At 71.5% G+C, this 26,517-nt stretch carries 22 protein-coding genes; 16 read left to right on the top strand and 6 right to left on the bottom strand.

All coding sequences use genetic code 11. From position 1 onward, the window contains the following. Position 1: 1 nt before the first annotated feature. From M3667_RS10440 to M3667_RS10430, 3 genes are all read left to right on the top strand, one after another. Positions 2-1,015 carry an aldo/keto reductase family protein gene (locus tag M3667_RS10440; protein WP_251507844.1) on the top strand — a complete coding sequence of 338 codons (1,014 nt, stop codon included), beginning with the start codon at positions 2-4 and terminating at the stop codon, positions 1,013-1,015. Between the two features lie 126 nt (positions 1,016-1,141). Next, positions 1,142-2,788, top strand: coding sequence for a DUF4407 domain-containing protein (locus tag M3667_RS10435; RefSeq protein WP_251507842.1), 1,647 nt, complete (start codon positions 1,142-1,144; stop codon positions 2,786-2,788). Beyond that, positions 2,788-3,273: an NUDIX domain-containing protein gene (locus M3667_RS10430; RefSeq protein WP_251507840.1), complete on the top strand. Its 486-nt coding sequence runs from the start codon at positions 2,788-2,790 to the stop codon at positions 3,271-3,273. Before M3667_RS10435 ends, M3667_RS10430 begins: the two co-directional genes overlap by 1 nt. A 217-nt stretch (positions 3,274-3,490) precedes the next feature. Here the strand turns inward: M3667_RS10430 and M3667_RS10425 are convergent, their stop codons facing one another. Next, the gene (locus M3667_RS10425; RefSeq protein ID WP_251507838.1) at positions 3,491-4,465 is read right to left on the bottom strand and encodes a zinc-binding dehydrogenase; all 975 of its coding nucleotides are present in this window, start codon (positions 4,463-4,465) and stop codon (positions 3,491-3,493) included. Positions 4,466-4,613: 148 nt separating this feature from the next. On the opposite strand from M3667_RS10425, the gene M3667_RS10420 reads away from it, so the two are divergent. After that, the gene (locus M3667_RS10420; RefSeq protein ID WP_251507836.1) at positions 4,614-5,189 is read left to right on the top strand and encodes a TetR/AcrR family transcriptional regulator; all 576 of its coding nucleotides are present in this window, start codon (positions 4,614-4,616) and stop codon (positions 5,187-5,189) included. A 24-nt stretch (positions 5,190-5,213) separates the two neighbouring features. Here M3667_RS10420 and M3667_RS10415 read toward each other — a convergent pair whose 3' ends face one another. From M3667_RS10415 to M3667_RS10405, 3 genes are read right to left on the bottom strand one after another with little or no spacing between them, the layout of a single operon-like run. Then, positions 5,214-5,528, bottom strand: a complete 315-nt coding sequence (locus tag M3667_RS10415) for a YbjQ family protein (protein WP_056224521.1) — start codon at positions 5,526-5,528, stop codon at positions 5,214-5,216. 48 nt (positions 5,529-5,576) lie between these two features. Further along, entirely contained in the window at positions 5,577-7,199 is a 1,623-nt protein-coding gene (locus tag M3667_RS10410) for a polyketide antibiotic transporter (protein ID WP_251507833.1), read from the bottom strand. Beyond that, positions 7,196-8,107 carry an ABC transporter ATP-binding protein gene (locus M3667_RS10405; protein ID WP_251507832.1) on the bottom strand — a complete coding sequence of 304 codons (912 nt, stop codon included), beginning with the start codon at positions 8,105-8,107 and terminating at the stop codon, positions 7,196-7,198. Before M3667_RS10405 ends, M3667_RS10410 begins: the two co-directional genes overlap by 4 nt. A gap of 121 nt (positions 8,108-8,228) precedes the next feature. On the opposite strand from M3667_RS10405, the gene M3667_RS10400 reads away from it, so the two are divergent. The 6 genes from M3667_RS10400 (at position 8,229) to M3667_RS10375 (ending at position 15,142) form a co-directional block, all read left to right on the top strand. Beyond that, on the top strand, positions 8,229-8,858 hold the full coding sequence (locus M3667_RS10400) for a GntR family transcriptional regulator (protein WP_251507830.1): 630 nt from the start codon (positions 8,229-8,231) through the stop codon (positions 8,856-8,858). Further along, positions 8,855-10,381, top strand: coding sequence for an MmgE/PrpD family protein (locus M3667_RS10395; protein WP_251507828.1), 1,527 nt, complete (start codon positions 8,855-8,857; stop codon positions 10,379-10,381). The genes M3667_RS10400 and M3667_RS10395 overlap by 4 nt, the downstream gene beginning before the upstream one ends. A 76-nt stretch (positions 10,382-10,457) precedes the next feature. Next, positions 10,458-11,357 (top strand): methylisocitrate lyase, encoded by a 900-nt coding sequence (gene prpB / locus M3667_RS10390; protein ID WP_150955289.1) that lies wholly within the window; start codon positions 10,458-10,460, stop codon positions 11,355-11,357. Between the two features lie 149 nt (positions 11,358-11,506). Next, a complete protein-coding gene (locus M3667_RS10385; protein ID WP_251507826.1) occupies positions 11,507-12,814 on the top strand; it encodes a citrate/2-methylcitrate synthase in 1,308 nt (435 codons plus the stop codon). After that, on the top strand, positions 12,814-13,992 hold the full coding sequence (locus M3667_RS10380) for a thiolase family protein (RefSeq protein WP_251507824.1): 1,179 nt from the start codon (positions 12,814-12,816) through the stop codon (positions 13,990-13,992). The genes M3667_RS10385 and M3667_RS10380 overlap by 1 nt, the downstream gene beginning before the upstream one ends. 433 nt (positions 13,993-14,425) lie before the next feature. Further along, positions 14,426-15,142: a Type 1 glutamine amidotransferase-like domain-containing protein gene (locus tag M3667_RS10375; RefSeq protein ID WP_251507822.1), complete on the top strand. Its 717-nt coding sequence runs from the start codon at positions 14,426-14,428 to the stop codon at positions 15,140-15,142. A 128-nt stretch (positions 15,143-15,270) separates the two neighbouring features. Here M3667_RS10375 and M3667_RS10370 read toward each other — a convergent pair whose 3' ends face one another. Next, positions 15,271-18,777: a choice-of-anchor I family protein gene (locus M3667_RS10370; protein WP_251507820.1), complete on the bottom strand. Its 3,507-nt coding sequence runs from the start codon at positions 18,775-18,777 to the stop codon at positions 15,271-15,273. A gap of 179 nt (positions 18,778-18,956) precedes the next feature. Here M3667_RS10370 and M3667_RS10365 point away from each other — a divergent pair, with 179 nt between their 5' ends. The 3 genes from M3667_RS10365 (at position 18,957) to M3667_RS10355 (ending at position 21,941) form a co-directional block, all read left to right on the top strand. Next, positions 18,957-19,676 (top strand): VIT family protein, encoded by a 720-nt coding sequence (locus M3667_RS10365; RefSeq protein ID WP_251507818.1) that lies wholly within the window; start codon positions 18,957-18,959, stop codon positions 19,674-19,676. An 80-nt stretch (positions 19,677-19,756) separates the two neighbouring features. Continuing rightward, a complete protein-coding gene (locus M3667_RS10360) occupies positions 19,757-20,935 on the top strand; it encodes an acyl-CoA dehydrogenase family protein (RefSeq protein WP_251507816.1) in 1,179 nt (392 codons plus the stop codon). 217 nt (positions 20,936-21,152) lie between these two features. Continuing rightward, complete coding sequence (locus tag M3667_RS10355) at positions 21,153-21,941, top strand: enoyl-CoA hydratase-related protein (RefSeq protein WP_251507814.1); 789 nt, start codon at positions 21,153-21,155, stop codon at positions 21,939-21,941. A gap of 4 nt (positions 21,942-21,945) precedes the next feature. Here the strand turns inward: M3667_RS10355 and M3667_RS10350 are convergent, their stop codons facing one another. Continuing rightward, on the bottom strand, positions 21,946-22,473 hold the full coding sequence (locus M3667_RS10350) for a MarR family winged helix-turn-helix transcriptional regulator (protein ID WP_251507812.1): 528 nt from the start codon (positions 22,471-22,473) through the stop codon (positions 21,946-21,948). 291 nt (positions 22,474-22,764) lie between these two features. Between M3667_RS10350 and M3667_RS10345 the strand changes: the two genes are divergently transcribed. From M3667_RS10345 to M3667_RS17015, 3 genes are all read left to right on the top strand, one after another. Beyond that, positions 22,765-23,541, top strand: coding sequence for an electron transfer flavoprotein subunit beta/FixA family protein (locus tag M3667_RS10345; RefSeq protein ID WP_251507810.1), 777 nt, complete (start codon positions 22,765-22,767; stop codon positions 23,539-23,541). Then, positions 23,541-24,518, top strand: coding sequence for an electron transfer flavoprotein subunit alpha/FixB family protein (locus M3667_RS10340; protein ID WP_251507808.1), 978 nt, complete (start codon positions 23,541-23,543; stop codon positions 24,516-24,518). Before M3667_RS10345 ends, M3667_RS10340 begins: the two co-directional genes overlap by 1 nt. Positions 24,519-25,262: 744 nt before the next feature. Beyond that, the gene (locus tag M3667_RS17015; RefSeq protein ID WP_251507806.1) at positions 25,263-26,486 is read left to right on the top strand and encodes a cytochrome b/b6 domain-containing protein; all 1,224 of its coding nucleotides are present in this window, start codon (positions 25,263-25,265) and stop codon (positions 26,484-26,486) included. The last annotated feature ends 31 nt before the right edge of the window (positions 26,487-26,517 follow it).

The raw sequence follows: 26,517 nt of genomic DNA, 5'->3' as shown, positions 1-26,517 counted from the left end.
AATGGTCGCTTATCGCTATCTCGGCAACAGTGGATTCAAGATCTCGGAGATCACCCTCGGCAACTGGGTGACCCACGGCTCGCAGGTCGGTGACGACGCGGCGATCGCCACGGTGCACGCCGCTCTCGACGCGGGCATCACGACGTTCGACACGGCCGACACCTACGCCAACACGGCCGCGGAGACCGTCCTCGGCAAGGCTCTTGAGGGGCAGCGGCGCGAGTCGCTCGAGATCTTCACGAAGGTCTACTTCCCGACCGGTCCGAAGGGGCCGAACGACACCGGCCTCAGCCGCAAGCACATCATGGACTCCATCAACGGGTCGCTCAAGCGTCTCGGAACCGACTACGTCGACCTCTACCAGGCGCACCGTTTCGACTACGAGACCCCGCTCGAAGAGACGTTCCAGGCGTTCGCCGACATCGTGCGCCAGGGCAAGGCGCTCTACATCGGCGTCTCGGAGTGGACGGCCGAACAGCTGCGCGACGGACACGCGCTCGCGAAGCAGCTCGGCATCCAGCTCATCTCGAACCAGCCGCAGTACTCCATGCTGTGGCGCGTGATCGAGGGCAAGGTCGTGCCCACGAGTGAAGAGCTCGGCATCTCGCAGATCGTCTGGTCGCCGATGGCCCAGGGTGTGCTGAGCGGCAAGTACCTGCCCGGTCAGCCCGTGCCCGAGGGTTCGCGCGCGACCGACGAGAAGAGCGGGGCCACGTTCATCAAGCGGTTCCTCGCCGATGACACTCTCGAGGCCGTGCAGCGCCTCAAGCCGATCGCCGACGAGGCCGGGCTCACGATGCCGCAGCTCGCGATCGCGTGGGTACTGCAGAACCCCAACATCGCCGCAGCCCTCGTCGGGGCGTCGCGGCCCGAGCAGCTCGCCGACACCGTGAAGGCCTCGGGTGTGACCCTCGACGCCGACACCCTCGCCGCGATCGACGCGGCCCTCGGCGACGCGGTGTTCTCCGACCCCGAGAACACCTACGAGGTGTCGCCGAAGCAGCGCGTGGCCTGAGCGGCGCGTGACCGGTGGGGCGGGCCTGCGGCCCCGCTCCGCCGGGGTGCAGGGTGAAAAAGGGCGCTCGGCTGCGCCTCAGGCCGCGCTCAGGAGAGAGCAGGGTGGGCGTCGTACCCTGTGCGAATGTCCTTTTCCGCTCACCGGCCGGGCCGCTTCGGCTCCGATGGCCGCATCGAGTTCACGACGGACGAGGAACGCGAGCAGTATCTCGACGACATCCTCGCCGCGCAGAACGCGGCCCACCGCCCCGTCGAGGCCCAGGATCACACGTCCGAGCCGTGGGGCGCGCCGCCCGCAGACGACGAGCCCGTCGACCCGTTCGTGTACGACGCACGCGACGCCGAGCCGGCCGAGACCCCCCGCGACGTCGCCCCTGCCGACGACCACGACACCGTGGTGATCGACCGCGCCGAGCGTGCCCGCGCCGACGACGAGACCGCGGTGATCCCCGACCCGGAGCCCGAGCCCGAGCCCGTGGCATCCGCCCCCGTGTCTTCCGAGCCGCGCCAGCCGCGCCTGCGTCGGCACGACCCGCGGCGGCCGCGCCTGTCGCTCATCCGTCGCATGGCCGTGCTCGGCGGTGCCGACAACGACGTGCTCGACGAGGTGCCCGAAGAGGTGCCGCGTTTCGTGCAGATGTTCCTCGTGCTCGCCGGAACCGCGCTGGTGTCGGCCCTGTCGATGATGTTCGCGCTGCTGACCGGGGTGCGCGTCAGCATCCTGCTCGCGATCCCCCTAGCCCTCATCTGGGGCCTCATCATCTTCAACCTCGACCGCTTCCTCACCTCGACGATGCGCTCGACGAAGAACATCTTCCGGCTGTTGGGCCTCGCCATGCCCCGCGTGATCATGGCCGCGCTCATCGGCATCGTGGTGGCGGAGCCGCTCGTGTTGCAGGTGTTCCAGAACGACATCGCGCGCGAGGTCAACGCGACCAACATCACCCAGGCACTGGGCGACCAGGACGCCGTGACCAGCGGCCCCGAGAAGCAGGCGCTCGACGCCGCCAGCGCGCAGGTGTCGGCCCTCGAGAACCAGGCCGCGACCGGCATCGTCACCGGGACCTCGTCGACCTCGGCAGAATCGGCCGCCGCGCAGCAGAGCGTCGACCAGCTCACCCAGCAGCTCGCCGCCCAGCAGACCGTGATCGATCAGGCCCGCGCGGTGTACCAGTGCGAGCTGACCGGCCAGGGCGCCGGCACCGTTCCCGGCTGCACGGGCGTCGCGGGCAACGGTGCGAGCTCCGACGCCGCCCAGGCCCAACTGCAGCAGGCGCAGTCGGCGTACGACGCGCTGTCGACGCAGCTCTCGCAGGCGCAGGCGACCCTCGCCACGGCGAACTCCGCCGGTGCCGAGGCCGCGGCTTCGTCGGCCGATGCCAACAAGCAGCAGGCCGAAGACCAGCTGCCCGCGGCTCGCGCGCAGTACGAATCCGCGCTCGCCGCATACAACCAGCGCGCGTCGTCGATCGCCGACGGAAACGCCGGCGCCGTCGGTCTGCTGAGCCAGATCACCGCTCTCGAGCGCCTGTCGGACCGCGAGCCGGTGCTCCGCTGGGCGCACTACCTGATCGCCGCACTGTTCTTCATGATCGAGCTGCTACCGGTGCTCGTGAAGGTGCTCACCGGATTCGGCGGACCCTCTCTGTACGAGAAGGCCGAGAAGATGCGCGGACAGATTGCCCTCGACCGTGTCTCGGCCCGCACGTTCCGCAAGCGCGCCGACATCATCGCCGACGAGGCGAACCGGGTGCCGGCCACCGTCGCCTGATGGTCGTGTGGAGCGCGGGGCTGCTGCTGTATCGGCTGACGCCGACGCCGCAGGTGTTCATCGCGCACATGGGCGGCCCGTTCTGGGCCAAGAAGGACGCCGGCGCCTGGTCGATCCCGAAGGGCGAGTTCGACCCCGAATCCGAGCGGGCTCTGGATGCCGCGCGCCGCGAGTTCCGCGAGGAGCTCGGCGTCGAGCCGCCCGAGGTCGAGTGGGCCGAGCTCGGCACCTTCGCGTCCTCGAGCGGCAAGAAGGTGGTCGTCTTCGTGGGCGACGGCGCCGGGTTCACGGCATCCGGAGACGATTTCACCTTCGGGGAGTTCGAGATGGCCTGGCCGCCTCGGTCGGGACGCACGGCCTCGTTCCCCGAGGTCGACCGCGCCGAGTGGATGGCTCCGGATGCCGCGCGCGAAGCACTCGTGAAGGGTCAACGCCCCGCGATCGACGCGCTCGAAGCCGCGCTGGCGGAGCTGCCCGGGTCGTAAAGCGCAGTCGCCCGCGCGCCCTGGTCCGGGCCTGCGGCGGGGGCTACGGCAGGTCGCGTGCAGAACTCCGGAGAAACGTCGACGGCCCCGGCGCCCACCCGCGGAATGGCGGGGGCGCCGGGGCCGTTCGCGTGCGGATCTCAGGAATTGTGCACGCGGAGCGAAGCGGATACCGGCCCGCGGTGCCGCGAGGAGGCGGCGCCGCGAGCCCGAGACGTCACGGGCGCAGCAGCACCTTGCCGACGCGGGGCGAGTCGCTCGCACGGGCGGCCTCGCGGGCGTCTTCGAGGCTGAAGGTCGCCGCGACCGGCAGGGTCAGCGTGCCGTCGGCGAGGTAGCGCGACAGCTCGCCGAACAGGGCGCCGCGGGTCTCGGCATCCATCGTCTTGCTGACGACGCTGCCCCAGAAGCCCTTCACGGTGGCCTGGCGGAAGATGATGTCGCCGGCGCCCAGCTCGAGCGTGCCGGCGCCCATCGACCCGAAGATCACGAGCGTGCCGTTCTCGCTCAGGAGCGACAGCACCTGACCGGCGGCGGGTCCGCCGACCGAGTCGACGCCCGCGACGATGCGCGCACCGTCGGCGAGGGCGAGGGCCGTGTCGCGCCAGTCGTCGGCGTCGGTCGACACGACGTTGTCGATGCCCTGCTCGGCGAGCTCGGCGACAGCGCTCTCGCGGCGCACGAGACCGATGACGTTGACGCCGCGCGCCGTGGCGATCTGCGCGACCATGCGGCCGACGGCGCCGTTGGCGGTGTTCTGCACGATCCAGTCGCCGGCCTTCAGGTCGAGCGAGTGCAGCAGGCTGATGGCGCTGAAGGGCATCGAGACGAGCTGCGACGCGACCTCGTCGGACAGGCCCTCGGCGACGGGGATGAGGCCCGCGGCGTTCGCGACGACCTGCTCGGCCCACACGCCGAAGGTGCCGCCGGTGGCGACGCGCTGGCCGACGGCCAGGTTCTCGACGCCCTCGCCGAGCTCTTCGATGACGCCGACGGCTTCGGTGCCGGCGCGGGCGGGCAGCTCGGGCTTGAAGCCGTAGGTGCCGCGGATGGTCCACAGGTCGTGGTTGTGGATGGGCGACAGCAGCACGCGCAGGCGCACCTCGCCGGGGCCGGGGGTCGGGGTCTCGACCTCTTCGACGCCGAGGACGTCGGCGGGCTCGCCGAACTCGTGGTGGATGACTGCGCGCATGGAATGCCTCCTGTGGTTATTCTGTAACGACTGGTCTAATATAGACCCGGAAGAGCGAGAACGAAACCGTGAGGACCCTGAGCCCGTCGAAGGGTCCGGTGGCTTCGACAGGCTCAGCCACCTTGATGGGGGAGAGAACATGGGACGGATGCCGAGCTTCGAGCGCTCCGCCGTCGTCGACGCCGCGCGCGACGTGTTCTGGCGCCGCGGCTACGCCGAGACCGGTATCGCGGAGCTCGAGCAGGCGACCGGGCTCACCCGGTCGAGCATCTACAACGCCTTCGGCAGCAAGCGCGGACTCTTCGACGCGGTGCTCGCGGCCTACCTCGACGATGTCGTGCGCATGCGCCTGCGCCCCCTGGGCGGGGGAGACCCCGGCGCGCTCGAGGCGTACATCGCCGAGATGCGCGAGGGCATCGAGCACGACACCCCCCGCGCCCGTCTCGGCTGCCTGCTGCTGAACGCCGGGTCGTCGTCGCTCGCCACCGACGACGCCGAGGTGCGCACCACGATCTCGTCCTACGCGGCCGAGATGCGCGGAGCCATCCGCGCCGCCGTGGCCGATCGTCGCCCCGATCTGACCCCGGATGCCGTGGACGCCCTGGCCGCGGTCTGCGCCTCTCTCGTCGTCGCGGGCCTCACCCTCGCCCGCGCCGACCGTGACGGAGCCCTGGCGACCCTGGCATCCGTCCCCACCACCCTGGAGTCGTGGGGCCGCGTCTGATCGCGGCGCTGCCGCGGGAGGGGCTCAGCCCAGTTTGACCGCGGTCCCGTAGGCGACGACCTCCTGGAAGTTCTGCGCCACCTCGCTCGTGTCGAAGCGCATGGCGATCACCGCGTCGGCGCCGACGGCCTGAGCCGCTTCGACGAGACGCTGCTTGGCCTCGTCGCGGCTCTCCTGCAGCTGCTGGGTCAGCCCCTGCAACTCACCGCCGAAGATCGACTTGAGGCCGGCGCCGAACTGCACGCCGATGTTGCGGGCGCGAACGGTGAGGCCGGTGACCTCTCCGTAGACTTCGACGATCTGACGGCCGGGGACATCGTTCATTGTCGTGACGAGCATGCGCACAGTGTGGCAGCGCGGGGCCCACGCGCACCAGGGTCGGGCGCGTCACCGGTCGGCGACGACCTCGCGGCGACGGATGCCGAGCACCGCCGCTCCGCCCGCGACGATCACGACGAGCGCCCAGGCGACGGCGCCGCGCGGATCGACCGTGTCGCCGCTGACCACGGGGACGGATGCCAGGGGGGAGGCCCGCACCACGGCATCCGGCAACCCGAGGAGTGGGCCGAAGAGCCCGACGATCGCGGCGATGCCGACGACCGCCCACCCGATGAGCACCGCGAGACGCGGCACGAAGACGAACGCGAGGGCCGCGATCACGGCGATCGCCGCTGCCGCGAGTGCTTGGCCGGCAGCGCTCACGGCGGCGTCGCGCAGCAGCGAGGTGTCGGCACCGGCGGTCGTGGCCAGGCCCGCGGCCGCGCCCAGGACGGCCGCACCGAGCACGCCGATGATCGCCGCGGCGCTGAGGGCGAGCCCCGCACCGAGCCAGCGCGAGCGACTCACGGCGGCGGCCAGGAGGGGTTCGGCGAGGCCGGCCGCCTCGTCTTGACGCAGGCGCGCGATCATCTGCACGCCCGCACAGGCGGCGAGGATCCCGGCGAGGGTGAAGAACACCTCCACCGCGCCCTGGGCGAGCGAGCCCTGCGCGGCGAGGGCCTGCAGCACGGCCTGGACCGAGGGGATCGTGTCGCCGATCTGCGCGATGACCGACGACAGACGCGTGGCGAGGAGCCCGACGACGAGGCCGCCCACCGTCCAGCCGATGACGGCACCGCGGCCCTCGCGCCACGCCAGACCGAGGGGGCCGGAGAGAAGGCGTCCCGCCGCCGCGGCGCCGCGCGGCGCGGGCAGGAGAGAAGCCCCCAGGTCGCGCGAGCGGTGCAGCGCGAACGCGACGAGAGCGCAGACCACCGTGAGTGCGAGCGAGAGCAGTAGCGGCCGGGCGTCGTCGGCGTCGAACGCCCGCACGTTCTCGGCCCAGCCGTAGGGCGAGATCCACGCGAGCGGAGCGCTCTGCATCCGCTGCAGGTCGGTGCTCGGCGTGCCCAGGGCGTTGCCGAGACCGCACACGAGCAGCCCGATCAGCACCGCCCACACCCCGATCGAGTTCGCGGCGCGCGAGGTGCGGGCCACCTGCGCCGCGACCAGCGCCACGGCGAGGAAGACGAGGCCGGTCGCGGTGACCGAGGCGCCCAGCATGATGCTGCCGAGAGCGGCGTACCCGAAGCCGACGAAGGCGAGGGCGACGAGCGCCCCGAGAACGACGTCGGCCAGGATGCCGTGCATCACCGTCGCGACGAAGGCGGCGGAGCGCCCGGCCGGGGTGGCCGCGACGAGCTCGGCGCGTCCCGCCTCCTCGTCGCCGCGGGTGTGGCGGACGGCGAGGAACGTGCTCATGAGCGCGGCCAGCAGCATGAGGAACGGCGCGATGAGGAAGGTCGCGAACGCCGCTTCGTCGCTGCCCGAGGGGAGGCCTCGGAAGAGCAGGATGACGGGGTTCGCGATCGCGGCGGCGAGCAGGCCCCGGCGATCCTCGACCGTGGGGAACTGCCCCCGCACCCCCGCCACGGCGGCGGCCGCGAGAGCCAGCGTGCCGAGGGTCCAGAGCGTCAGCTGCACGACATCGCGCCGAAAGCGGGCCCGCAGCAGCGGACCGAGCCCGTTCATTCGCCCTCGCCTCCCTCGACCCGCTCGCCGTAGCGGCGCAGGAAGAGCTCTTCGAGCGACGGCGGCTCGACCCGCAGGCCCGTGACACGGGCAGCGCCGAGGGCGGGGAGCACGGATGCCACGTCGTCGCTGTCGACGGTGAAGCGCACGCGTCCGTGCGCGCGCTCGACGTCGTGCGCGCCGGGCAGCGGCGGCAGGACCGCCCCGGTGTCGACGAACGACACCTGTGTGCGGGTGAGCTGGCGCAGATCGTCGAGCGTTCCGGTCTCGGCGACGCGCCCCGCCCGCACGAGGCTCACGCGATCGCACAGCTGCTCGACCTCGGACAGGATGTGGCTCGACAGCAGCACGGTGGTGCCGTGCTCGTGCACGCGGCGGAGTTCGCGCTGGAAGACGACCTCCATCAGCGGGTCGAGTCCGCTCGTGGGCTCGTCGAGCAGCAGCAGATCGGCCGGGCACGCGAAGGCGGCGACGAGCGCGACCTTCTGGCGGTTGCCCTTCGAGTAGGCGCGGCCCTTCGTGCGGGGGTCGAGGGCGAAGGCGTGCAGCAGGCGGTCGCGTTCGCGGCGGTAGGCGGACGACCGGCCGAATCCCCGCAGCCGTGCGAGGAGGTCGATCGTCTCGCCGCCCGAGAGGTTCGGCCACAGCGTCACGTCGCCGGGCACGGAGGCCAGGCGCGCGTGCAGGGTCGCGGCGTCATGCCAGGGGTCGGCCCCGAGCACCTCGGCGGTGCCGTCGTCGGCGCGCGAGAGGCCGAGGAGGATGCGGATCGTCGTCGACTTGCCCGCCCCGTTGGGGCCGAGGAAGCCGTGGATCTCGCCGGAGGCGACCTCGAGGTCGAGGTCGTCCAGAGCCACCGTGCGGCCGTAGCGCTTTCGCAGGCCCGCGGTGCGGATCGCGGTACTCATGACGCGGACGATACGCCGGGTGAAGTCCCCCTTCAAGGGGTGCTTCTGTATACGCAATCACCCCTTCTGTGGGTGGCGGGCCGATGGAACGGCGCGTAATGTATACACGACGGAGGTCACGATGAGAGCAGGCGAGCGCGCGTACGCGACCCTCCTCGACGAGATCCAATCGGGCACCCTCAGCCCCGGAATGGTGCTCGGCGAGGTGGAGCAGGCGACCCGCCTGGGCGTCAGCCGCACGCCGCTGCGCGAGGCCCTGCGCCGCTTGGCATCCGACGGTCTCGTCGTGCAGACTTCGCCGCGCGTGACGGTGGTCGCCGGCATCGACGTCGACGACATCCGCGCGCTCTTCGAGTTGCGCCGCGCCCTCGAGACCGAGGCGGCCCGCCTGGCCGCGGCGCGCGCCGAACGTCGCGTCTTCGCCGCGCTCGCGCGCGAGTTCGCCGACGTCGACACCGTCGACGCCGACTCGTACTACTCCCTCATCGCGCGCTTCGACGCGGCCATCGACAACGCCGTCGACAACGCCTACCTCTCGGGCGCGCTGCGCAGCGTCCGCACCCACCTCGTGCGCGTGCGCCGCATGGCCCGCGACAACCCCCAACGTCTCACCGCCTCGGCGGGCGAGCATGAACTGATCGCGCGAGCGATCGCCGCCGGCGAGCCCGACCTGGCCGCCCACGCCACGCACGTGCACCTGCACAACGCCGTGTCGACCATCCTCGAAGCCCTCACGGAGGAGCACTCATGACGATCACCCACCACGTGCGCGTGCACCGCAGCGACGAGAACCTCGCCCGCGAGGGTCAGCTCGCCTGGGCCCTAGCCCGCGTCGCCGTCGACCCCGTCGCCATCGACGACGACGTGACCGAGATGATCGTCAACCGTCTCATCGACAACGCCGCGGTCGCCGCGGCCTCTCTCACGCGTCAGCCCGTGAGCGCCGCGCGCCAGCAGGCGCTCGACCACGCCGTGTCGATCGGCGGAGCGGGCTCGACGGTCTTCGGATGCGCCCTCGAACGGCACTCGAGCCCCGAGTGGGCGGCCTGGGCCAACGGCGTGGCCGTGCGCGAGCTCGACTACCACGACACCTTCCTCGCCGCGGACTACTCGCACCCCGGCGACAACATCCCGCCCGTGCTGGCCGTCGCCCAGCACACCGGTCGCGACGGCGCCGCCCTCGTGCGGGCGCTCGCCACCGCCTACGAGATCCAGATCGACCTCGTGCGCGCCATCTCGCTGCACAAGCACAAGATCGACCACGTCGCCCACCTCGGTCCCGCGGCCGCGGCCGGCATCGGCACCCTGCTCGATCTCGACCAGGAGACGATCTACCAGGCCATCGGCCAGGCCCTCCACGTCACCACCGCCACGCGACAGTCGCGCAAGGGCGAGATCTCGACATGGAAGGCGCACGCCCCCGCCTTCGCCGGGAAGATGGCGATCGAGGCCGTCGACCGGGCGATGCGTGGCGAGACGAGCCCCTCGCCGATCTACGAAGGCGAAGACGGCGTGATCGCCTGGATGCTCGACGGCCCCGACGCCTCGTACGACGTGCCCCTGCCCGGCGAGGGCGAGAGCAAGCGCGGCATCCTCGACTCGTACACGAAGGAGCACTCCGCCGAGTACCAGGCGCAGGCCTGGATCGATCTCGCCCGCCGCCTCGGCACGGAGCGCCCGGAGCTGCGCGACCCCGCCAACGTGGAATCCGTCGTGCTGCACACCAGCCACCACACGCACTACGTGATCGGTTCGGGGGCGAACGACCCGCAGAAGTACGACCCGACCGCGTCGCGCGAGACGCTCGACCACTCGATCCCGTACATCTTCGCCGTGGCCCTGCAGGACGGCGCGTGGCACCACGTCGACTCGTACACCCCCGAGCGCGCGGGCCGTGCCGACACCGTCGAGCTGTGGCACAAGGTCACCACGGCCGAAGACGCCGAGTGGACGCGCCGCTACCACTCCGAAGACCCGAACGAGAAGGCCTTCGGCGGCCGCGTCGTCATCACGCTGACCGACGGCTCGACCGTCGAAGACGAGATCGCCGTCGCCGACGCTCACCCGCTCGGCGCGCGGCCGTTCGCTCGTGAGGACTACGTGCGCAAGTTCCGCCTGCTCGCCGAGCCCGTGCTGCAGCCCGACGAGATCGAGCGCTTCCTCGAGCTCGTGCAGCGCCTGCCCGAACTGACCCCGGCCGAGGTCATGCAGCTCTCGATCGTCGCCAAGCCCGGCGTGCTGGCTCTGGCGCCCGCGCCGAAGGGGCTGTTCTGATGCGCGGCGGCGGATGCGCCCCCGAGAAGCCCGAGCCGCCGGTGCGCGAGATCCACTCGATGAAGCGAGGTCGCTGATGCTCTACGCCCAGACCACCGCGCAGCAGAAGCGTCGCGCGCTGCGCGAGAAACTGGCATCCGGAGAACTGGTGCGGATGCCGGGAGCCTTCAACCCGCTGTCGGCTCGGCTCATCGAGCGCAAGGGCTTCGAGGGCGTCTACATCTCGGGCGCCGTCATCTCGGCCGACCTGGGCCTGCCCGACATCGGACTCACGACGCTCACCGAGGTCGCCGGTCGCGGACAGCAGATCGCGCGCATGACGGAGCTGCCGGCGATCATCGACGCCGACACCGGGTTCGGCGAGCCGATGAACGTCGCACGCACGATCCAGACGCTCGAAGACGCAGGGCTTGCGGGCACCCACATCGAAGACCAGGTCAACCCGAAGCGCTGCGGTCATCTCGACGGCAAGAGCGTGGTGGATGCCGACACGGCGATCAAGCGCATCCGCGCGGCCGTCGACGCCCGGCGCGACCCCGACTTCCTCATCATGGCCCGCACCGACGTGCGCGCCGTCGAGGGCCTCGATGCCGCGATCGACCGCGCGAAGGCCCTGGTCGACGCCGGCGCCGACGCGATCTTCCCCGAGGCGATGCGCGACCTCGGCGAGTTCGAGGCGATGCGCTCGGCGCTCGAGGTGCCGATCCTCGCGAACATGACGGAGTTCGGTAAGAGCGAGCTGTTCTCGACGCAGCAGCTGCGCGACGCCGGCGTGAACCTGGTCATCTGGCCCGTCTCGCTGCTGCGCCTCGCGATGGGCGAAGCCGGACGGGGCCTCGACGCCCTGGCATCCGAGGGGCACCTTCGCGACCAGCTCGGGCAGATGCAGCACCGCGCCGACCTCTACGACCTGATCGACTACGAGGGGTACACCCGCTTCGACGCCGACGTGTTCGACTTCACCGTCGAGCGCTGAGGCGGTGCGGGCCGGCGAGGTGACCATGTCCCGAAATGCGCGGACCATGTCCCAGAAGTGGTCGTCTGGACGGGGCTCAGACAGCCGAAATCGGGACATGGTCCGCTAGAGCCCCACACGAACACCGCACACGACTCAAGGGAGAGACGATGACCGACATCAAGAAGGGCCTCGCCGGGGTCACGGTCGACGAGACCGCCGTCAGCAAGGTGAACCCCGAGACCAACAGCCTGCTGTACCGCGGCTACCCCGTGCAGGAGCTCGCGGCGACGCAGTCGTTCGAGGCGGTGGCGTATCTGCTGTGGAACGGAGAGCTTCCGGATGCCGCGCAGCTCGCCGACCTCCGCCGCACCGAGCGTGAGCACCGGGCGTTGAGCGACGACGTCCGCGCCGCGATCGACCTGCTGCCGATCAGCGCCCACCCGATGGACGAGGTGCGCACCGCCGTCAGCGTCATCGGTGCGCGCGAGACGGCCGGGATCTCGAACGTGATGGATGCCGTGGGCACCCCCGAAGAGAACCTCGAGCGCAGCATCCACCTGTGGGCGCAGCTGCCCGCCGTGGTCGCATACGGCCAGCGCCGCCGCCGCGGTGAAGAGCTCATCGAACCGCGCGACGACCTGGACTACGCGGCGAACTTCCTCTGGATGACGTTCGGTGAGGCGATCTGCGGACGGTCGCAGGTGGCTGAGCCTGTCGAAGCCACCGGGGGCGCGTCGGTACCCGACCCTTCGACAGGCTCGGGGTCCTCGGGCGTGGGCTCAGGGTCCTCGGCATCCGCTGGTGTTCCGGACGAGGTCGTCGTCGACGCGTTCAACCGCTCGATGATCCTGTACGCCGAGCACTCCTTCAACGCCTCGACCTTCACCGCGCGCGTGATCGCGTCGACCCTCAGCGACCTGTACTCCGCCGTCGTCGGCGCGATCGGCGCCCTCAAAGGCCCCCTGCACGGCGGCGCGAACGAGGCCGTGCTGCACGTGTTCACCGAGATCGGCTCGGCCGAGAACGTCGGGTCGTGGCTCGACACCGCCCTCGCCGAGAAGCGCAAGATCATGGGCTTCGGCCACCGCGTCTACAAGCGCGGCGACTCGCGCGTGCCCACGATGAAGGCCGCCCTCGACACCCTGGTCGCGCACTACGACCGCCCCGACGTCGCCGCCCTGTACGACGCCCTCGAGTCGCAGTTCGTCGAGCGCAAGGGCATCTACCCCAACCTCGATTACCCCTCGGGCCCCGCGTACGACCTGATGGGCTTCGACACCCTGACTTTCACGCCGCTCTTCGTCGCGGCGCGCGTGACGGGCTGGACCGCGCACGTCCGCGAGCAGCAGGCCTCGAACGCGCTGATCCGCCCGCTGTCGGAGTACGTCGGCGCCGACGAGCGGCACATCGAGGGTTACGTTCCGGATGCCGACGACCTCGAGGCCCAGGAACGCCCCGAAGAAGCCGCGGGCTGATGTCGGCGCCAAAGATCGTTCTCGTCTCGGGAGCGCGCACGCCCATCGGGTCGTTCGGCGGTGCCCTGTCGGGCGTCGACGCGTACGAACTTGGTGCGGTCGCGGTTTCGGAGGCCCTGCGTCGCGCCGGAGTCGCGAAAGACGACGTCGACGAGGTCGTCATGGGTTGCATCGCCCAGAACGGCCCCGACGCCTACAACGCGCGCCGCGTCGCGCTCGCCGCAGGACTGCCCACGCGCGTGCCCGCCTTCACCGTGAACCGCCTCTGCGGCTCGGGCCTGCAAGCCATCTGGTCGGCGGCTCAAGAGCTGCGTTGGGGCGGCATCGACGTGGCCGTGGCCGGGGGCGACGAGAGCATGTCGCGCACGCCCTTCCTCGAGTACGGCGCGCGCGGCAACTCACGCCTCGGCGACCGGACCCTGCTCGACGGGACGCTCGCGATCCTCACCGACCCCTTCAGTGGCCGGCACATGGGAACGACGGCCGAGGTCGTGGCATCCCGGTACTCCGTCTCGCGCGAGGAGCAGGACGCCTTCGCCGTCGAGAGCCAGCGCCGGGCGGCGACGGATGCCGCGCGCGCGGCCTTCGCGGAAGAGATCGTGCCCGTGACCACCGGCGGCCGGAAGCCCGTCGAGGTTTCGGTCGACGAGCACCCGAGGCCGGGGACGACCAGGGAGGCCCTGGCTGGTTTGAGGCCCGCGTTCGAGAAGGACGGGTCGGTCACCGCCGGCAACTCCTCGGGCATCAACGACGGTGCTGCAGCGACCGTGCTGATGCGTGAGGACGACGCGCGCGAGCGCGGGCTGACCGGCCTTGCGACCCTCGAGGCCGTGACCACCGCGGGTGTCGACCCCGAGATCATGGGCTACGCCCCGGTCATCGCGCTGCAGCGCCTGTGGGAGCAGACGGGGCTCACCCCCGCCGACGTCGACGTGATCGAGCTGAACGAGGCGTTCGCTGCTCAGGCGGTCGCGGTGATCCGCGACGGCGGTCTCGACCCCGAGAAGGTGAATCCCTACGGCGGCGCGATCGCCCTCGGCCACCCCGTCGGCGCGACCGGCGCGATCCTCACCGTGCGCGCGGCCCTCGACCTGCAGCGCCGCGACCTCGAATACGCGGTCGTGACGATGTGCATCGGCGGCGGCCAGGCCCTCGCGGCGCTGTTGCGGCGGTACTGACGCGGGTCGCGTGCCCGCGCGCTCGCGCGTTCGCGCGTGAGGGGTCACAAACTGTCGCCTGGCCGCGCTCGAGGCGACAGAGAGTGACCCCTCACGCGCGGTGCGGGTTCGGCCCGTCCGCTCTCGCGCGTGAGGGGTCAGAAACTGTCGCCTGGCCGCGCTCGAGGCGACAGAGAGTGACCCCTCACGCGCGGTGCGGGTTCGGTCCGTCCGCTCTCGCGCGTGAGGGTCGGAAACTGTCGCCCAGCCGCGCTCCAGGCGACAGGGAGTGACCCTTCACGCGCGGTGCGGGTTCGGCCCGTCCGCTCTCGCGCGTGAGGGGTCACAAACTGTCGCCTGGCCGCGCTCGAGGCGACAGAGAGTGACCCCTCACGCGCGAGGCGCCGCATTCGGCAACTCACGCGAAGGGCGGCCGCCCCGGGATACTGGGCGCATGAGTGTGTTCCTTCTCGGCGGCGGCCGCGATGTCGCCGTCTGCGGGTCGTTGCTGCAGGCCTTCGTGAGCGAGGCTCGGGAGCGCGGCGCCGGCCGTGCCCCCGCGATCGCGTTGCTGCTCGTGCTCGAGGCCGACGACGACTCCTCGGTCGACCGGTTCCGCGAGGTGCTCGACGCGGCGGGCGCGGGATCCGACGAGATCCGCGTGCACGCGATCGTCGAGGGCGAGAGCTTCACGGATGCCGCGGTCGAGGCCGACGGCGTGTTCGTCGGCGGAGGCCTGACTCCGGCGTATTGCGACGCGTTCGGCGGCATCCGGGATCTGATCCGCGAACGGGTCGCGGGCGGCCTGCCGTACGCCGGGTTCTCGGCGGGCGCGGCCATCGCCGCCGGTCCGGCTCTCGTCGGCGGATACCGCGTCGGCGGGGTCGAGGTCGTGTCGGAGGATGCCGGCGAAGAGCTCGGCGAGGTCGCGGTGCGGCCGGGCCTCGGACTCCTCGACTTCGCGGTCGACGTGCACGCCGCACAGTGGGGCACCCTCTCGCGTCTCGTTTCCGCGGTCGATGCGGGCCTCGTCACCGACGGCGTGGCGATCGATGAGAACACGGCCCTGGTGGTCTCGGCGCAGGCGGCGCCGGCCGTGCGCGGCAGTGGACAGGTCTGGCGCGTCGAGTCGGCGGCATCCGGGGTGCAGGTGCAGGTGCTCCGCGCCTGAGGGGCGGCGCTCGCGTGAGGGGTCGAGAAGTGTCGCCTGGCGCGCTCCCAGGCGACACTTTCTGACCCCTCACGCGAACGGGAACGGCCCCCACCCCGCGAGGGTGAGGGCCGTTCCGCTGTCAGGCGTCAGACGGTGCGACGCTTGCGCAGCGCGAAGGCGAGACCGCCCGCGACCACGAGGAACCCACCCGCGAGGGCGATGCCCCAAGGGGCCTCGACGCCGGTGGTGGCGAGTCCGCCGCCGGGAGTGCCCGCCGGCTGACCGGGCTGGGCACCGGGCTGGCCGGGCTGGCCGGGCTGCATGCCGGGGTCGCCGGGCTGCTCGCCGGGCTGACCCGGCTCACCGGGCGTCGGCGTCTCACCCGTCGACAGCGTCGCGCGGCCGAGCGGGGCCGGGTCGACCACGGGGGTCGCCTCGAAGTACGCCAGGGTCGCGTCGAGGTCGATCTGACCCGTGTCGGTGCGGTCGGTGCCGGCGGCGAAGGTCGGGAAGCCGTCTCCGCCGTTGGCGAGGAACGAGTTCGTCACGACCGTGAACGTGTCGGTGTCGGTTATCGGCTGGCCCTGGTAGGCCATCGAGACTACCGAGCCGACGCGCGGGTTCGCGGCGTCCTGCACGTACTCGTAGGTGAAGCCGTCCGAGACGCCGAGGTGCAGCTTCGGGCGGTCGCCCTCGGCCTTCCACTGCTCGTTCAGGATCTCGCGGATCTGCTCACCCGTGAGGGTCACCGTCACCAGGGTGTTGGCGAAGGGCTGCACGAGAGCGGCCTCCTTGTCGGTGACCACCCCGTCATCGCCCTTCAGCAGGTCGGCGCGGAGGCCGCCCGGGTTCATCAGCGCGATCTGCGCCTTCGTGCCGGCGTAGGCGGGGTTCTGCGAGGTCGCCCACAGGTAGACGTCGGCGACCCAGTTGCCCATCGACGACTCGACGCCGCGGTCGGAGCCCGACGGGGTGCCGCCGCGCAGGATGTCGCCGCTGATCTCGCCGACCGGCTTCGCCCCGATCACGTCGGCCTGTGCGACGTACTCGGCCACCTGGGCCTCGATCGCGGCATCCGGAGCGAACGCGCCCGCGAGGGGGAACGTGGTGCCCGAGACGGATGCCAGGGAGTCGGTGCGCGTGTTCCAGCTCAGCGACAGCTGGCCCATGGCCTTGCCGTACTCCGAGGCCTGGATCACCGGGCGGGTGCGGTCGGTGCCGGCCACGGGCAGGTCGCAGGCGTAGGTCTGGTGCGTGTGCGCCGAGACGATCGCGTCGATCTCGGGCGAGGCGTTCACGGCCAGCTTGCCGAATCCGGCCTGGTCGGCGGAGATGGCGGCGCAGTCGTTCGAGGTAGCGGCGCCCGAGTGGGTGAGCAGCACGATGACGTCGGCGAGGTCGCCGGCCGTGATCTCGTCGGCCACGCGGTTCGCGGCCTCGAGCTGGTCGCCGAACTCGAGGTCGGCGATGCCGGCCGGGTCGACCATGGTCGCGGTGTCGGGGGTCACGGTGCCAATGAAGGCCACGCGCACGCCGTCGACGTCTTTGATCGCGTACTCGTCGAGGACGGGCTCCTTCGTGCCCTTCTTGTAGACGTTGGCGCCGAGGCCGAACTCGCCGCCGCCGTACTCGGGGAGCACGCGGTCGGTCAGGTCGGCGAAGCCGCGGTCGAACTCGTGGTTGCCGACGGCCGAGACGTCGAGGCCCGAGGCCTTCAGCGTGTCGATCGTGGGGGAGTCGTCCTGAATGAGCGAGGTGAAGGTCGACGCGCCGATGTTGTCGCCGGCCGAGACGAACAGCGTGTTCGGGTTCGCGGCTTCCTTCGCCTTCACGGCGCCGGCGATGACGGCAGCGCCGGCCTCGCCCTGCGATCCCGCCTCGAGGCGGCCGTGGAAGTCGTTGATCGTGAGGATGTCGATGTTCTTCACGTTCGGATTCTCGACGGAGAAGACCGTCGTGGTGCCCGAGACCTCGTTGCCGACGGCCACGAGCGGCCGGCCCGTGGGGGAGTTCTCGGCCGAGATGAACTCGACGCCCTCGGGACCGAGGTCGCCGGCTTTCGCCAGCAGCTCGCGGTCGGCGGTCTCGTCGCCCGTCAGCTGGTCTTCGACCGACACCGAGAAGTCGCGGTTGTTGACGTAGCCCGCGTACGTCGCGTCGGAGGGATCGGTGATGTCGTAGGTCATCACGCCGCCGACGCGCTCGAGGCCGATGAAGGCGTAGGTGCGTCCGTCGACCTGGCCGATGGCGAGGTTCTCGGGCTCGGGGCCCTTGTCGTCGCTGCGGCCCTCGAGGTTCGACTCGGAGTGGTTCGAGTTGAAGAACTCCGGGTTGGCGTCGTGCGTGATGCGCTCGAAGTCGGAGCCTGAGTCGAAGACCTGCTCGCCGTCGGTGGTCCACACCGAGAACCCGCGGCCGCCGAACGTGTACAGCTCGGAGTAGCAGGTGCCGTCGGCGTTCAGGCCCATGTCGGTGGCGACGTTGAGGCGGCCCAGGTCGGCGTCGTCTAGCGAACCCGCGAGCGGGCTGTCGGCGCAGACGGGGGCGAGGCCGTCGTCGCCGAGGTCTTTCACGCGAGCGGTGTCGGTGAAGTCGCCCCACTCGCGGCCGTCGCCCTCGTTGGCGGTGACGAGGTAGGTCTCGCCGTTCGCCTCGTAGGCCTGGATGCCGTCGGGCATGTACATGCCGAACAGCCCGGGGTAGCTCTTCTCGGTGTAGGTGGGGGCGTCCTCGGGGTCGCGGTCGCTCGCGTCGAGCGTCTGCACGCCGTAGTCCTTGAACCCCAGGGGGCGGATGCCGGTGACCTCGGCCGACGCGAGATCGACGACCGCGATGGCATTGGCTTCCTGCAACGCCACGTAGGCCGTGCCGCCGGCGATGGCGACGTATTCGGGCTCGAGGTTGCGGCTGACGCGGTTCTCGGCGAGCGGGGTGCTGCCCTGGTCGGGGGCGGCGACATCGGGGCCGAAGACGCGGACGGCGGGGTCGAGGGTCTTCGATCCGCCCTGCTCGAACGCGGCGAATCCGGCGGTGCGCACAGCGCTCTGGGCGGGCGCGGCCTTGGCGGTGGGGAGCGTGACGACGCCGACCGAACCCTCGGGGTCGACCGAGAAGTCGTCGGCGGGCTCAGCCTCGTTCGCCACCACGGCGTAGGTGCCGTCGTCGGAGATCGTCACCATGTCGGGCAGAGCGCCCACGGTGACCTCTCCGAGGATCGTCGGCTCCGCGGCATCCGCGTCGAAGAACACCAGGCGACCGGGCGCGGTCTTGTCGGCGTCTTCGAGCGCGATGACGCCGAGGCCGTCGGCGCGCACGGCGAGGGAGTTGGCCACGCCGGTGCCGGTGATCGAGTACAGCTTCGTCGGGGCCGCGGGGGTGCTGTTGTCGAGCACGTCGACGGCGCCGGCCTGCGCGTTCACGACGAACAGGCGGTTCTTGTAGGCGTGCACGATCTCGGCGGCCGATTGGTCGAACACTCCGGTCTCGTAGCTGCCGAGCGGACGCAGGCTCACCGCGCTGTCGGCGGGAGCATTGCGCACCGGGTCGGGAACGATGGCGGCGGATGCCGCGGTGGCACTCGATAGCGCGAGTGCGCACACGGCCGCGGTGGTCGCGCTGAACGCGACCGCACGGCGGAGGAAGGTCGAAGGCATGCTGTGTCCTCGGGTACGGGGAGAAGGCGATGCGCGGTGGGGCGGGAGCGCACCGATCCGCGACGGAAGGCGCGGACGGGGCGATCTTCGCGGGGCTCGGTGACCCTCCGGTGAACGAGGGGCGAACGGCGGCCTCGCAACCGCGCCGTGATGTCGGGGGCCGGGTCTACCCTGACCGCATGACGACAGCGAACGGGGCTCATGCCGACGAGCCGCACCGCCAAGGGCTCTCTCAGAGACTGAATTGGCTGCGCGCCGGGGTACTCGGCGCCAACGACGGCATCGTCTCGACGGCCGCGGTCGTGGTCGGTGTCGCGGGGGCCACGAGCGACACCGGTCCGGTGCTGATCGCGGGGCTCGCCGCCCTCGTCGGTGGTGCCGTCTCGATGGCACTCGGCGAGTACGTCTCGGTCTCGAGCCAGCGCGACAGCGAGCACGCCCTCATCCAGAAGGAGAAACGCGAGCTCGCCGACGATCCCGAGGCCGAGCTCGCCGAGCTCGTGGGCATGTACGAGGCCCAGGGCCTGTCGCGCGACACCGCGACGCGCGTGGCGAACGAGCTCACGGCATCCGACGCCCTCAAGGCCCACCTCTCGGTCGAGCTCAACATCGACGCCGAAGACGTCGTGAGCCCGTGGTCCGCGGCCTTCGCCTCGGCGGTCGCCTTCACGATCGGTGCCCTGCTGCCGCTCGCGACGATCCTGCTCGCGCCGGTCGAGATCCGCGTGCCGCTCACCTTTGTGGCGGTGCTCCTCGCGCTCGCGATCACGGGCTACGTCGCGGCGGTGCTCGGCGGAGCGCGGCGCGGGCGTGCGGTGCTGCGCACGGTGATCGGCGGGGCGCTCGCGCTCGCCGCGACCTACGCGGTCGGCGCCCTCTTCGGTGTCTCCGCGTCATAATCGGGACCTCTATCATTTAGTAGGACGTCCAGATATTCTGGCGGAAGCGACGACGCCGTCGCCTTCCGAAGGAGAGCCGCATGGACACCACCCCTGCTCCCGCGCTCGACGCCCCGTCGACCGGCACCCTGAGTTCCGACGAGCGCGACGCCATCCTCGACGCCGTGCGCGACTTCGCCGCGACCGAGATCGCCCCCCACACCCTCGACTGGGATGCCGAGAAGCATTTCCCCCGCGACGTGCTGCGCCGCGCGGGGGAGCTGGGTCTCGGCGGCGTCTACGTCAATGACGACGTGGGCGGCGCCGGGCTGTCGCGCGCCGACGCGGTGGCGATCTTCGAGGAGCTCGCCTACGGCGACCCCACGGTGACGGCCTACATCACGATCCACAACATGGTGGCCTGGATGATCGACACCTACGGCACCTCCGGCCAGCGCGAGCGGTGGTTGCCGTCGCTGGTGGCCATGGAAGACCTCGGCGCCTACTGCCTCACCGAGCCCGGCGCGGGGTCGGATGCCGCCGCGATCACCACCTCGGCGATCCGCCACGGCGACACCTACGTGCTGACGGGGGTCAAGCAGTTCATCTCGGGCGCCGGGGAGGCGTCGGTCTACGTCGTCATGGCCCGCACGGGGGAGCCGGGAGCGCGCGGCATCAGCGCCTTCATCGTGCCCGCCGACTCCGAGGGGCTGTCGTTCGGACCGAACGAGAAGAAGATGGGCTGGAACGCCCAGCCCACTCGCGCCGTGATCCTCGACGAGGTGCGCGTACCCGCCGAGAACCTGCTCGGCGGCGAGGGCCGCGGGTTCTCGATCGCGATGAACGCCCTCAACGGCGGCCGCCTCAACATCGCCACGTGCTCGATCGGCGGGGCGCGCTGGGCGCTCGACCGCGCGATCTCGTACGTGCACGAGCGCTTCACCTTCGGAGAGGCCCTCGCTGAGAAGCAGTCGGTCGTGTTCGCGGTGGCCGACATGGCGACCGAGCTCGAAGCCGCGCGACTGCTCGTGCGCGATGCGGCGACCGCGCTCGACGCGAAGACTCCGGATGCCGCGACCCGGTGCGCCATGGCGAAAAGGTTCGCGACCGACGTGGGCTTCCGCGTCGCCAACGAATCGCTGCAGCTGCACGGTGGTTACGGCTATCTGCAGGACTACGGCATCGAGAAAGTCGTCCGCGATCTGCGCGTGCACCAGATCCTCGAGGGGACCAACGAGATCATGCGCCTCATCGTCGGCCGCAGCGTCCTCGCGGCGTGAGGTGCCCTTTCTCTCGTTCGGGGCGGATTCCGTCGCGCGGGGCGTGAATTCCCCGCCCCGAACGACGGAACCCGCCCCGAACCGGGCCGACGCCGCCGCGAAAAGCGCTGCCGCCGACGCCGTGCGGCAAGACCCTCGATCGATGTCGGTGGGGCGTGCGAGCATTCGAGGGCGGTCGAGACCGCTGCGACCATCACTCGAGACGACGGGAGTCACCATGACCGAACCGGATGCCGGATACGAGACGATCCGCGTCGAGCAGCGGGGCCGCGTGGGGTGGATCTTCCTCGACCGTCCCGAGGCGCTGAACGCGCTGAACACGCAGTCGATGCGGGATGTCGTCGCGGCGGCCGAAGCCTTCGACGTCGACGAGGGCGTTGGGGCGATCGTGGTGACGGGCAGCGAGAAGGCCTTCGCCGCGGGCGCCGACATCAAAGAGATGGAGCAGAAGTCGGGTCTCGACATGATGCTCACCGACCACTTCGGCGCGTGGACGCGGTTCGCGGCCGTGCGCACCCCCGTGATCGCAGCGGTGTCGGGCTACGCCCTCGGCGGCGGATGCGAGCTCGCCCTCATGTGCGACGTGATCCTGGCCTCGGATCGCGCGAAGTTCGGTCAGCCCGAGGTGCAGCTGGGGGTCATCCCGGGAATGGGCGGCACGCAGCGTCTCGTGCGGGCGCTGGGGTACTACAAGGCGGCCGAGCTCGTGTTGACCGGCCGCATGATCGACGCCGCCGAGGCCGAGCGCGCGGGACTCGTCTCGCGCATCGTCCCGGCGGCCGAGCTGCTCGACGAGGCCGAGAAGGTCGCGCAGACGATCGCCGAGAAGCCGCTGCCCGCGCTGTACGCGGCGAAGGCGGCTCTCGACGTCGCGCTGGAGTCGACCCTCGCCGAGGGCGTGCGCTTCGAGCGACAGGCCTTCGCGGCCCTGTTCGACACGGCCGACCAGAAAGAGGGGATGGCGGCGTTCCGCGAGAAGCGCGCGCCGTCGTTCACGCACCGATGAGCGCTCAGAGCGGGTCGGGCACCGGGGCGGGGTCGGCGAAGTCGCCCGCACCCTTGCGGAAGCGCGCGATGATCCGCACGAGCGCCGTCGCGTCGTCGTCGTCGAGGCCGAGGTCGGCGAACACGGCGTTGAGCGCGTCGGTGGCCTCGCCGACTCGGCGTCGGCCGGCGTCGGTCAGTGCGAGTAACGCCGCGCGGCCGTCGGTCGGATGCGGCTCGCGCGTCACGTACCCGTCGCGCGCGAGGCGCTCGACCGTGTTGGTCACGCTCGTCGGGTGCACCTGCAGGCGCGCGATGGCGCTGGCCATCGGCATCCGCCCCTCGCGAGTGAAGGCGAGCAGCCGCAGCATCTCGAAGCGCGAGAACGACAGGTCGAAGGGCTTGAGCGCGCGGTCGATCGCCGCCATCAACAGCTGGTGCGCGCGGATCACCGAGGTCACCACGGTCATGCCGTCGGCGGCGTCGTCCCACCCGTGTACGAGCCACTGGCGCTTCGCCTCGGCGATGGGGTCGACAGGCAGTCGTCGCGTCATCGGTCCTCCTCGCGATTCACGGTACCGCTCGGGCGGGTCGGGTACGCGGCTCCCGGTCCCTTCGACGGGCTCAGGGACCTTGCTTTCGCGGTGGGGCCTGTCCGGAGTCTCGCGCCTGATCCCGGTCCCTTCGACAGGCTCAAGGACCTGGACTGCGCGGGTGGGTCTCCCTGAACCCCCGCGCGTGGTGCCGGTCCCTTCGACGGGCTCAGGGACCTGGCGTTCGCTCCCCGCACCCACACGTGGCCGCGATGCAGCGGCATCCGCCCTCTCTCCGAAGGAGCCCCGTCGATGAAGATCGTGGTCCTGATCAAAGAAGTGCCCGACACCTGGGGCGAGCGTCGGCTCGACCTCGAGACCGGGCTCACCGACCGCGCGGGATCCGCGGCCGTGCTCGACGAGATCGGCGAGCGGGCCGTCGAGGCCGCCCTCGCGTACGCCGATGCGCACGTGGGCACCGAGGTCGTCGTCGTGACGATGGCGCCCGCTTCGGCCACGGCGACCGTGCGCAAGGCCCTCGCGATGGGGGCGACCTCGGCCGTGCACGTGGTCGACGACAGCCTGCGCGGCGCCGACCTCGTGCTCACCGCCGAGGTGCTGGCCGCGGCGATCCGCCGCACCGGGTTCGACCTGGTGATCGCGGGCAACCTGTCGACCGACGGCGGAGGAGGTGTGCTGCCGGCGATGGTCGCCGAGCTGCTGGCAGTACCGCAGCTCACGGCCCTGTCGAGTCTCGAGGTGTCCGACGACGCCGTCTCCGGCGACCGCATCAGCGACGCGGGCACCATGCGGGTCTCGGCGGCGCTGCCGGCCGTCGTGTCGATCACCGAGGCGATGCCCGAGGGGCGGTTCACGACGTTCAAGGGGATCATGGCGGCCAAGAAGAAGCCGTACGAGACCGTGGATGCCGCCGAACTCGGCGTCGAGGTCGAGGATCCCGCGGTCGCGCGGTACATCATGCTGTCCGTCGCCGAGAGGCCGCCGCGCGCGTCCGGCACGAAGATCGTCGACGAGGGCGATGCGGGCGAGAAGCTCGCGGCCTTCCTCGTGGCCGAGGGGGTGGCGTGATGTCCTCCGCTCTCGTGCTGCTCGAGGTGCTGCCCGGCGGGGCGCTGGCCGCCTCCGCTCCCGGCCTGCTCGCCGCCGCCGCGACCGTCGGAGATCCCGTCGCTCTGGTCGCCTCGACCGCCGACTCCCTCGAGAAGGCGTCGTCCGAGGCGGCCGCGCTCGGCGCCACGCGCGTGCTCACGGCCGTCACCGACGCCGATGCCCTGACCGGTCCGGTCGTCGATGCGCTCGCCGCGGCGGTGGCGAAAGAGAGCCCCGACATCGTGCTCGCCTCGCATGCCGTGGAGTCGCGCGACGCGCTCGCGCGCCTGGCCGCGCGCCTGCGCATGCCCCTCGCGACCGACGTCGTGGGCGTGGGCCGCGACGAGCTCGGTGTCGTCGCCCATCACGCGGCCTTCGGCGGAGCCTTCACCGTCGACGGGGCACCCACCTTCGGGCCCCTCGCGGCGACGCTCCGCCCCGGATCCGTCGAAGAGCGTCTCGACGCGCGACCGCTCGTCGTCGAGAGCCTCGAGGCCGCGGCATCCGGAACCCCCCACGCCCGCGTCGAGGGCTTCGCCGAGACCGCTGTCGCCTCGTCGCGTCCCGAACTGCGCGGGGCCGCGGCGGTCGTCGCCGGCGGTCGCGGAGTGGGCTCGCGCGAAGACTTCGCCCTGGTCGAGCAACTCGCCGACGCCCTCGGTGCGGCCGTCGGGGCCTCGCGGGCCGCGGTCGACGCCGGATACGTGCCGGCTGCCGCTCAGGTCGGACAGACCGGCGTCACGGTGTCGCCGCGGCTCTACGTGGCGCTCGGCATCTCGGGGGCCATCCAGCACCGCGCGGGCATGCAGACCGCGCGCACGATCGTCGCGATCGACAAGAACCCGGAAGCCCCCATCTTCGAGATCGCCGACTTCGGTATCGTCGGAGATCTGTTCACCGTCGTCCCGCAGCTGCTCAGCGCGCTGAAGGCGCATAAAAAGTCCTCCCGAGAGTAGATGGCGTCCACACCCCGCACCCCGCGACGCGGGCTGCCGCGCACCCCCGGCGGGGAGCCCTGGCCGCCCGCGGCCTCGATCGCGCCCGGCGCGGGTGACGCCGACGGCGCGGACGCCGTGGATGCGGACCCGCGCCACGTATCGGGATCCGAGACGCCCGCGGATCCGCATCCGTTGCACGCATCCGGATCTGTGGCACCCGCTTCCGCGCCGGCCCCTTCTGCCTCGCCCGAGGCGGAGACGTCGCCCACCTCCGGCTCGCCCGCGGCCGAGGTGCATGCCACCCCTGCGCCAGCCGGGGCGGGCAGTGTGCGTCGCGGACTGCCGCGCGAGCCCGGCGGGGAGCCGTGGCCGCCGGCATCCGCCGTTCCGCCCATCGCGGCACGTCCTGGTGCCGACGCAGAATCGGAGAATCTCCCCGGGGTCGGATCGACCGAGCCCGCGCGCCCGGTCTCGGCGAGCGGATCCGGTTCGGGTGCGGATGCCGGGAACACGGCGCCCGTGACGGCGAGCGGATCCGGCGCCGAGGCCCCGACGGTGAGCGCTTCCGGTCCCGGATCGGATGCCGCGACCCTCGCGGGCGAGGAGGCGGCCGGCGTGCGTCGGGGACTCCCGCGCGAGCCCGGCGGGGAGCCCTGGCCGCCGGCATCCGTCGTTCCGCCCTCTGCCCCGCGCCCCGGCACCGCCTCAGAAGCAGAGGATCGCGGCGGGAGCGGAGAGCTCGAACCCGCGCGTCCGATCTCCGTGAGCGGATCCGATTCCGGTGCGGATGCCGAGACCCCGGCACCCGCGGCGGTGGGCGGGTCCGATGCGGGCGTGGACGCCGTGCCCGCGGCGACTTCCGACGAGAACACTCGCGCGACGGCGGCGTCCGCGACCCCCGCCCCGGCCGCGGATGCCCGACCGGCGACACCATCCCCGCGCCCGCCGCTCACCGTCCCGCGCACGGTCTGGCCGGGGGCCGCGGCTCGGAACCGCGCGACGACGCCGGCCCGCACGCAGAAGCGCCCCACGGCGGCCCCGACACGGGGGGGAGCAGGTGCCCGCCTCGCCGACTTCTCACCCGTGCAGCTGCTCGGCTCGACCGCCGTGCTCGGCGTCTTCGCGCTGGCACTCGTCGGCATCGCCGTGCTCGTCGCGCGCTTCGTGCTCGCGATCGGGCCCGGGCGCGAGTTCCTCGCGGCGTTCCCCGGCGAGTACCACCTGCCGAATTCGGCGCCGGTCGGGCTCCCGGCCTGGCTGAACTGGTCGCACTTCCTCAACAGCTTCTTCCTGCTGTTGATCATCCGCACCGGCTGGCAGGTGCGCCGCGAGAAGCGCCCGGCCGCGTTCTGGTCGCCGCGCAACAACAAGAAGCGGCGCATCAGCCTGGCGCTGTGGTTCCATCAGGCGCTCGACATCCTCTGGATCGCCAACGGCGTGATCTTCGTCGTGCTGCTGTTCGTCACCGGGCAGTGGATGCGGATCGTGCCGACCTCGTGGGAGGTCTTCCCCAACGCGCTGTCGGCCGCCCTGCAGTACGCCTCGCTCGACTGGCCGACCGAGAACGGGTGGGTGAACTACAACAGCCTGCAGCAGCTGTCGTACTTCGCGATCACGTTCGTCGCCGCGCCCCTCGCGATCATCAGCGGCGTGCGACTGTCGGGGGTGTGGCCGAAGAACGCCGAGAAGCTCAACAGGCTGTATCCGGTCGAGTGGGCGCGCACGGTGCACTTCCCGACGATGCTCTTCTTCGTCGCGTTCATCGTCGTGCACGTCGCCCTCGTGCTGGCCACCGGGGCGCTGCGAAACCTGAACCACATGTACGCCGCCCGGGGCTCGGAAGACCCCGCCGCGTATACGAGCGACCCGACCGGTCTGCTGATCTTCGCCGCCTCGCTCGTGGTGATGGCCGCGGCGTGGGTGGCGGCGCGGCCGGCGGTGCTGGTGCCCCTCGCGCGGTTGTTCGGCGAGGTCAAGCAGCGTTGAGCGCGCGCGGCGGGCCCCGCCGAGATGACCC

It is taken from the genome of Microbacterium sp. P26 (assembly GCF_023712585.1).
Lineage (GTDB): Bacteria > Actinomycetota > Actinomycetes > Actinomycetales > Microbacteriaceae > Microbacterium > Microbacterium algihabitans_A.
The sequence above is the reverse complement of the archived record's forward strand: the minus strand, read 5'-3'. Positions and strand labels throughout refer to the sequence as shown.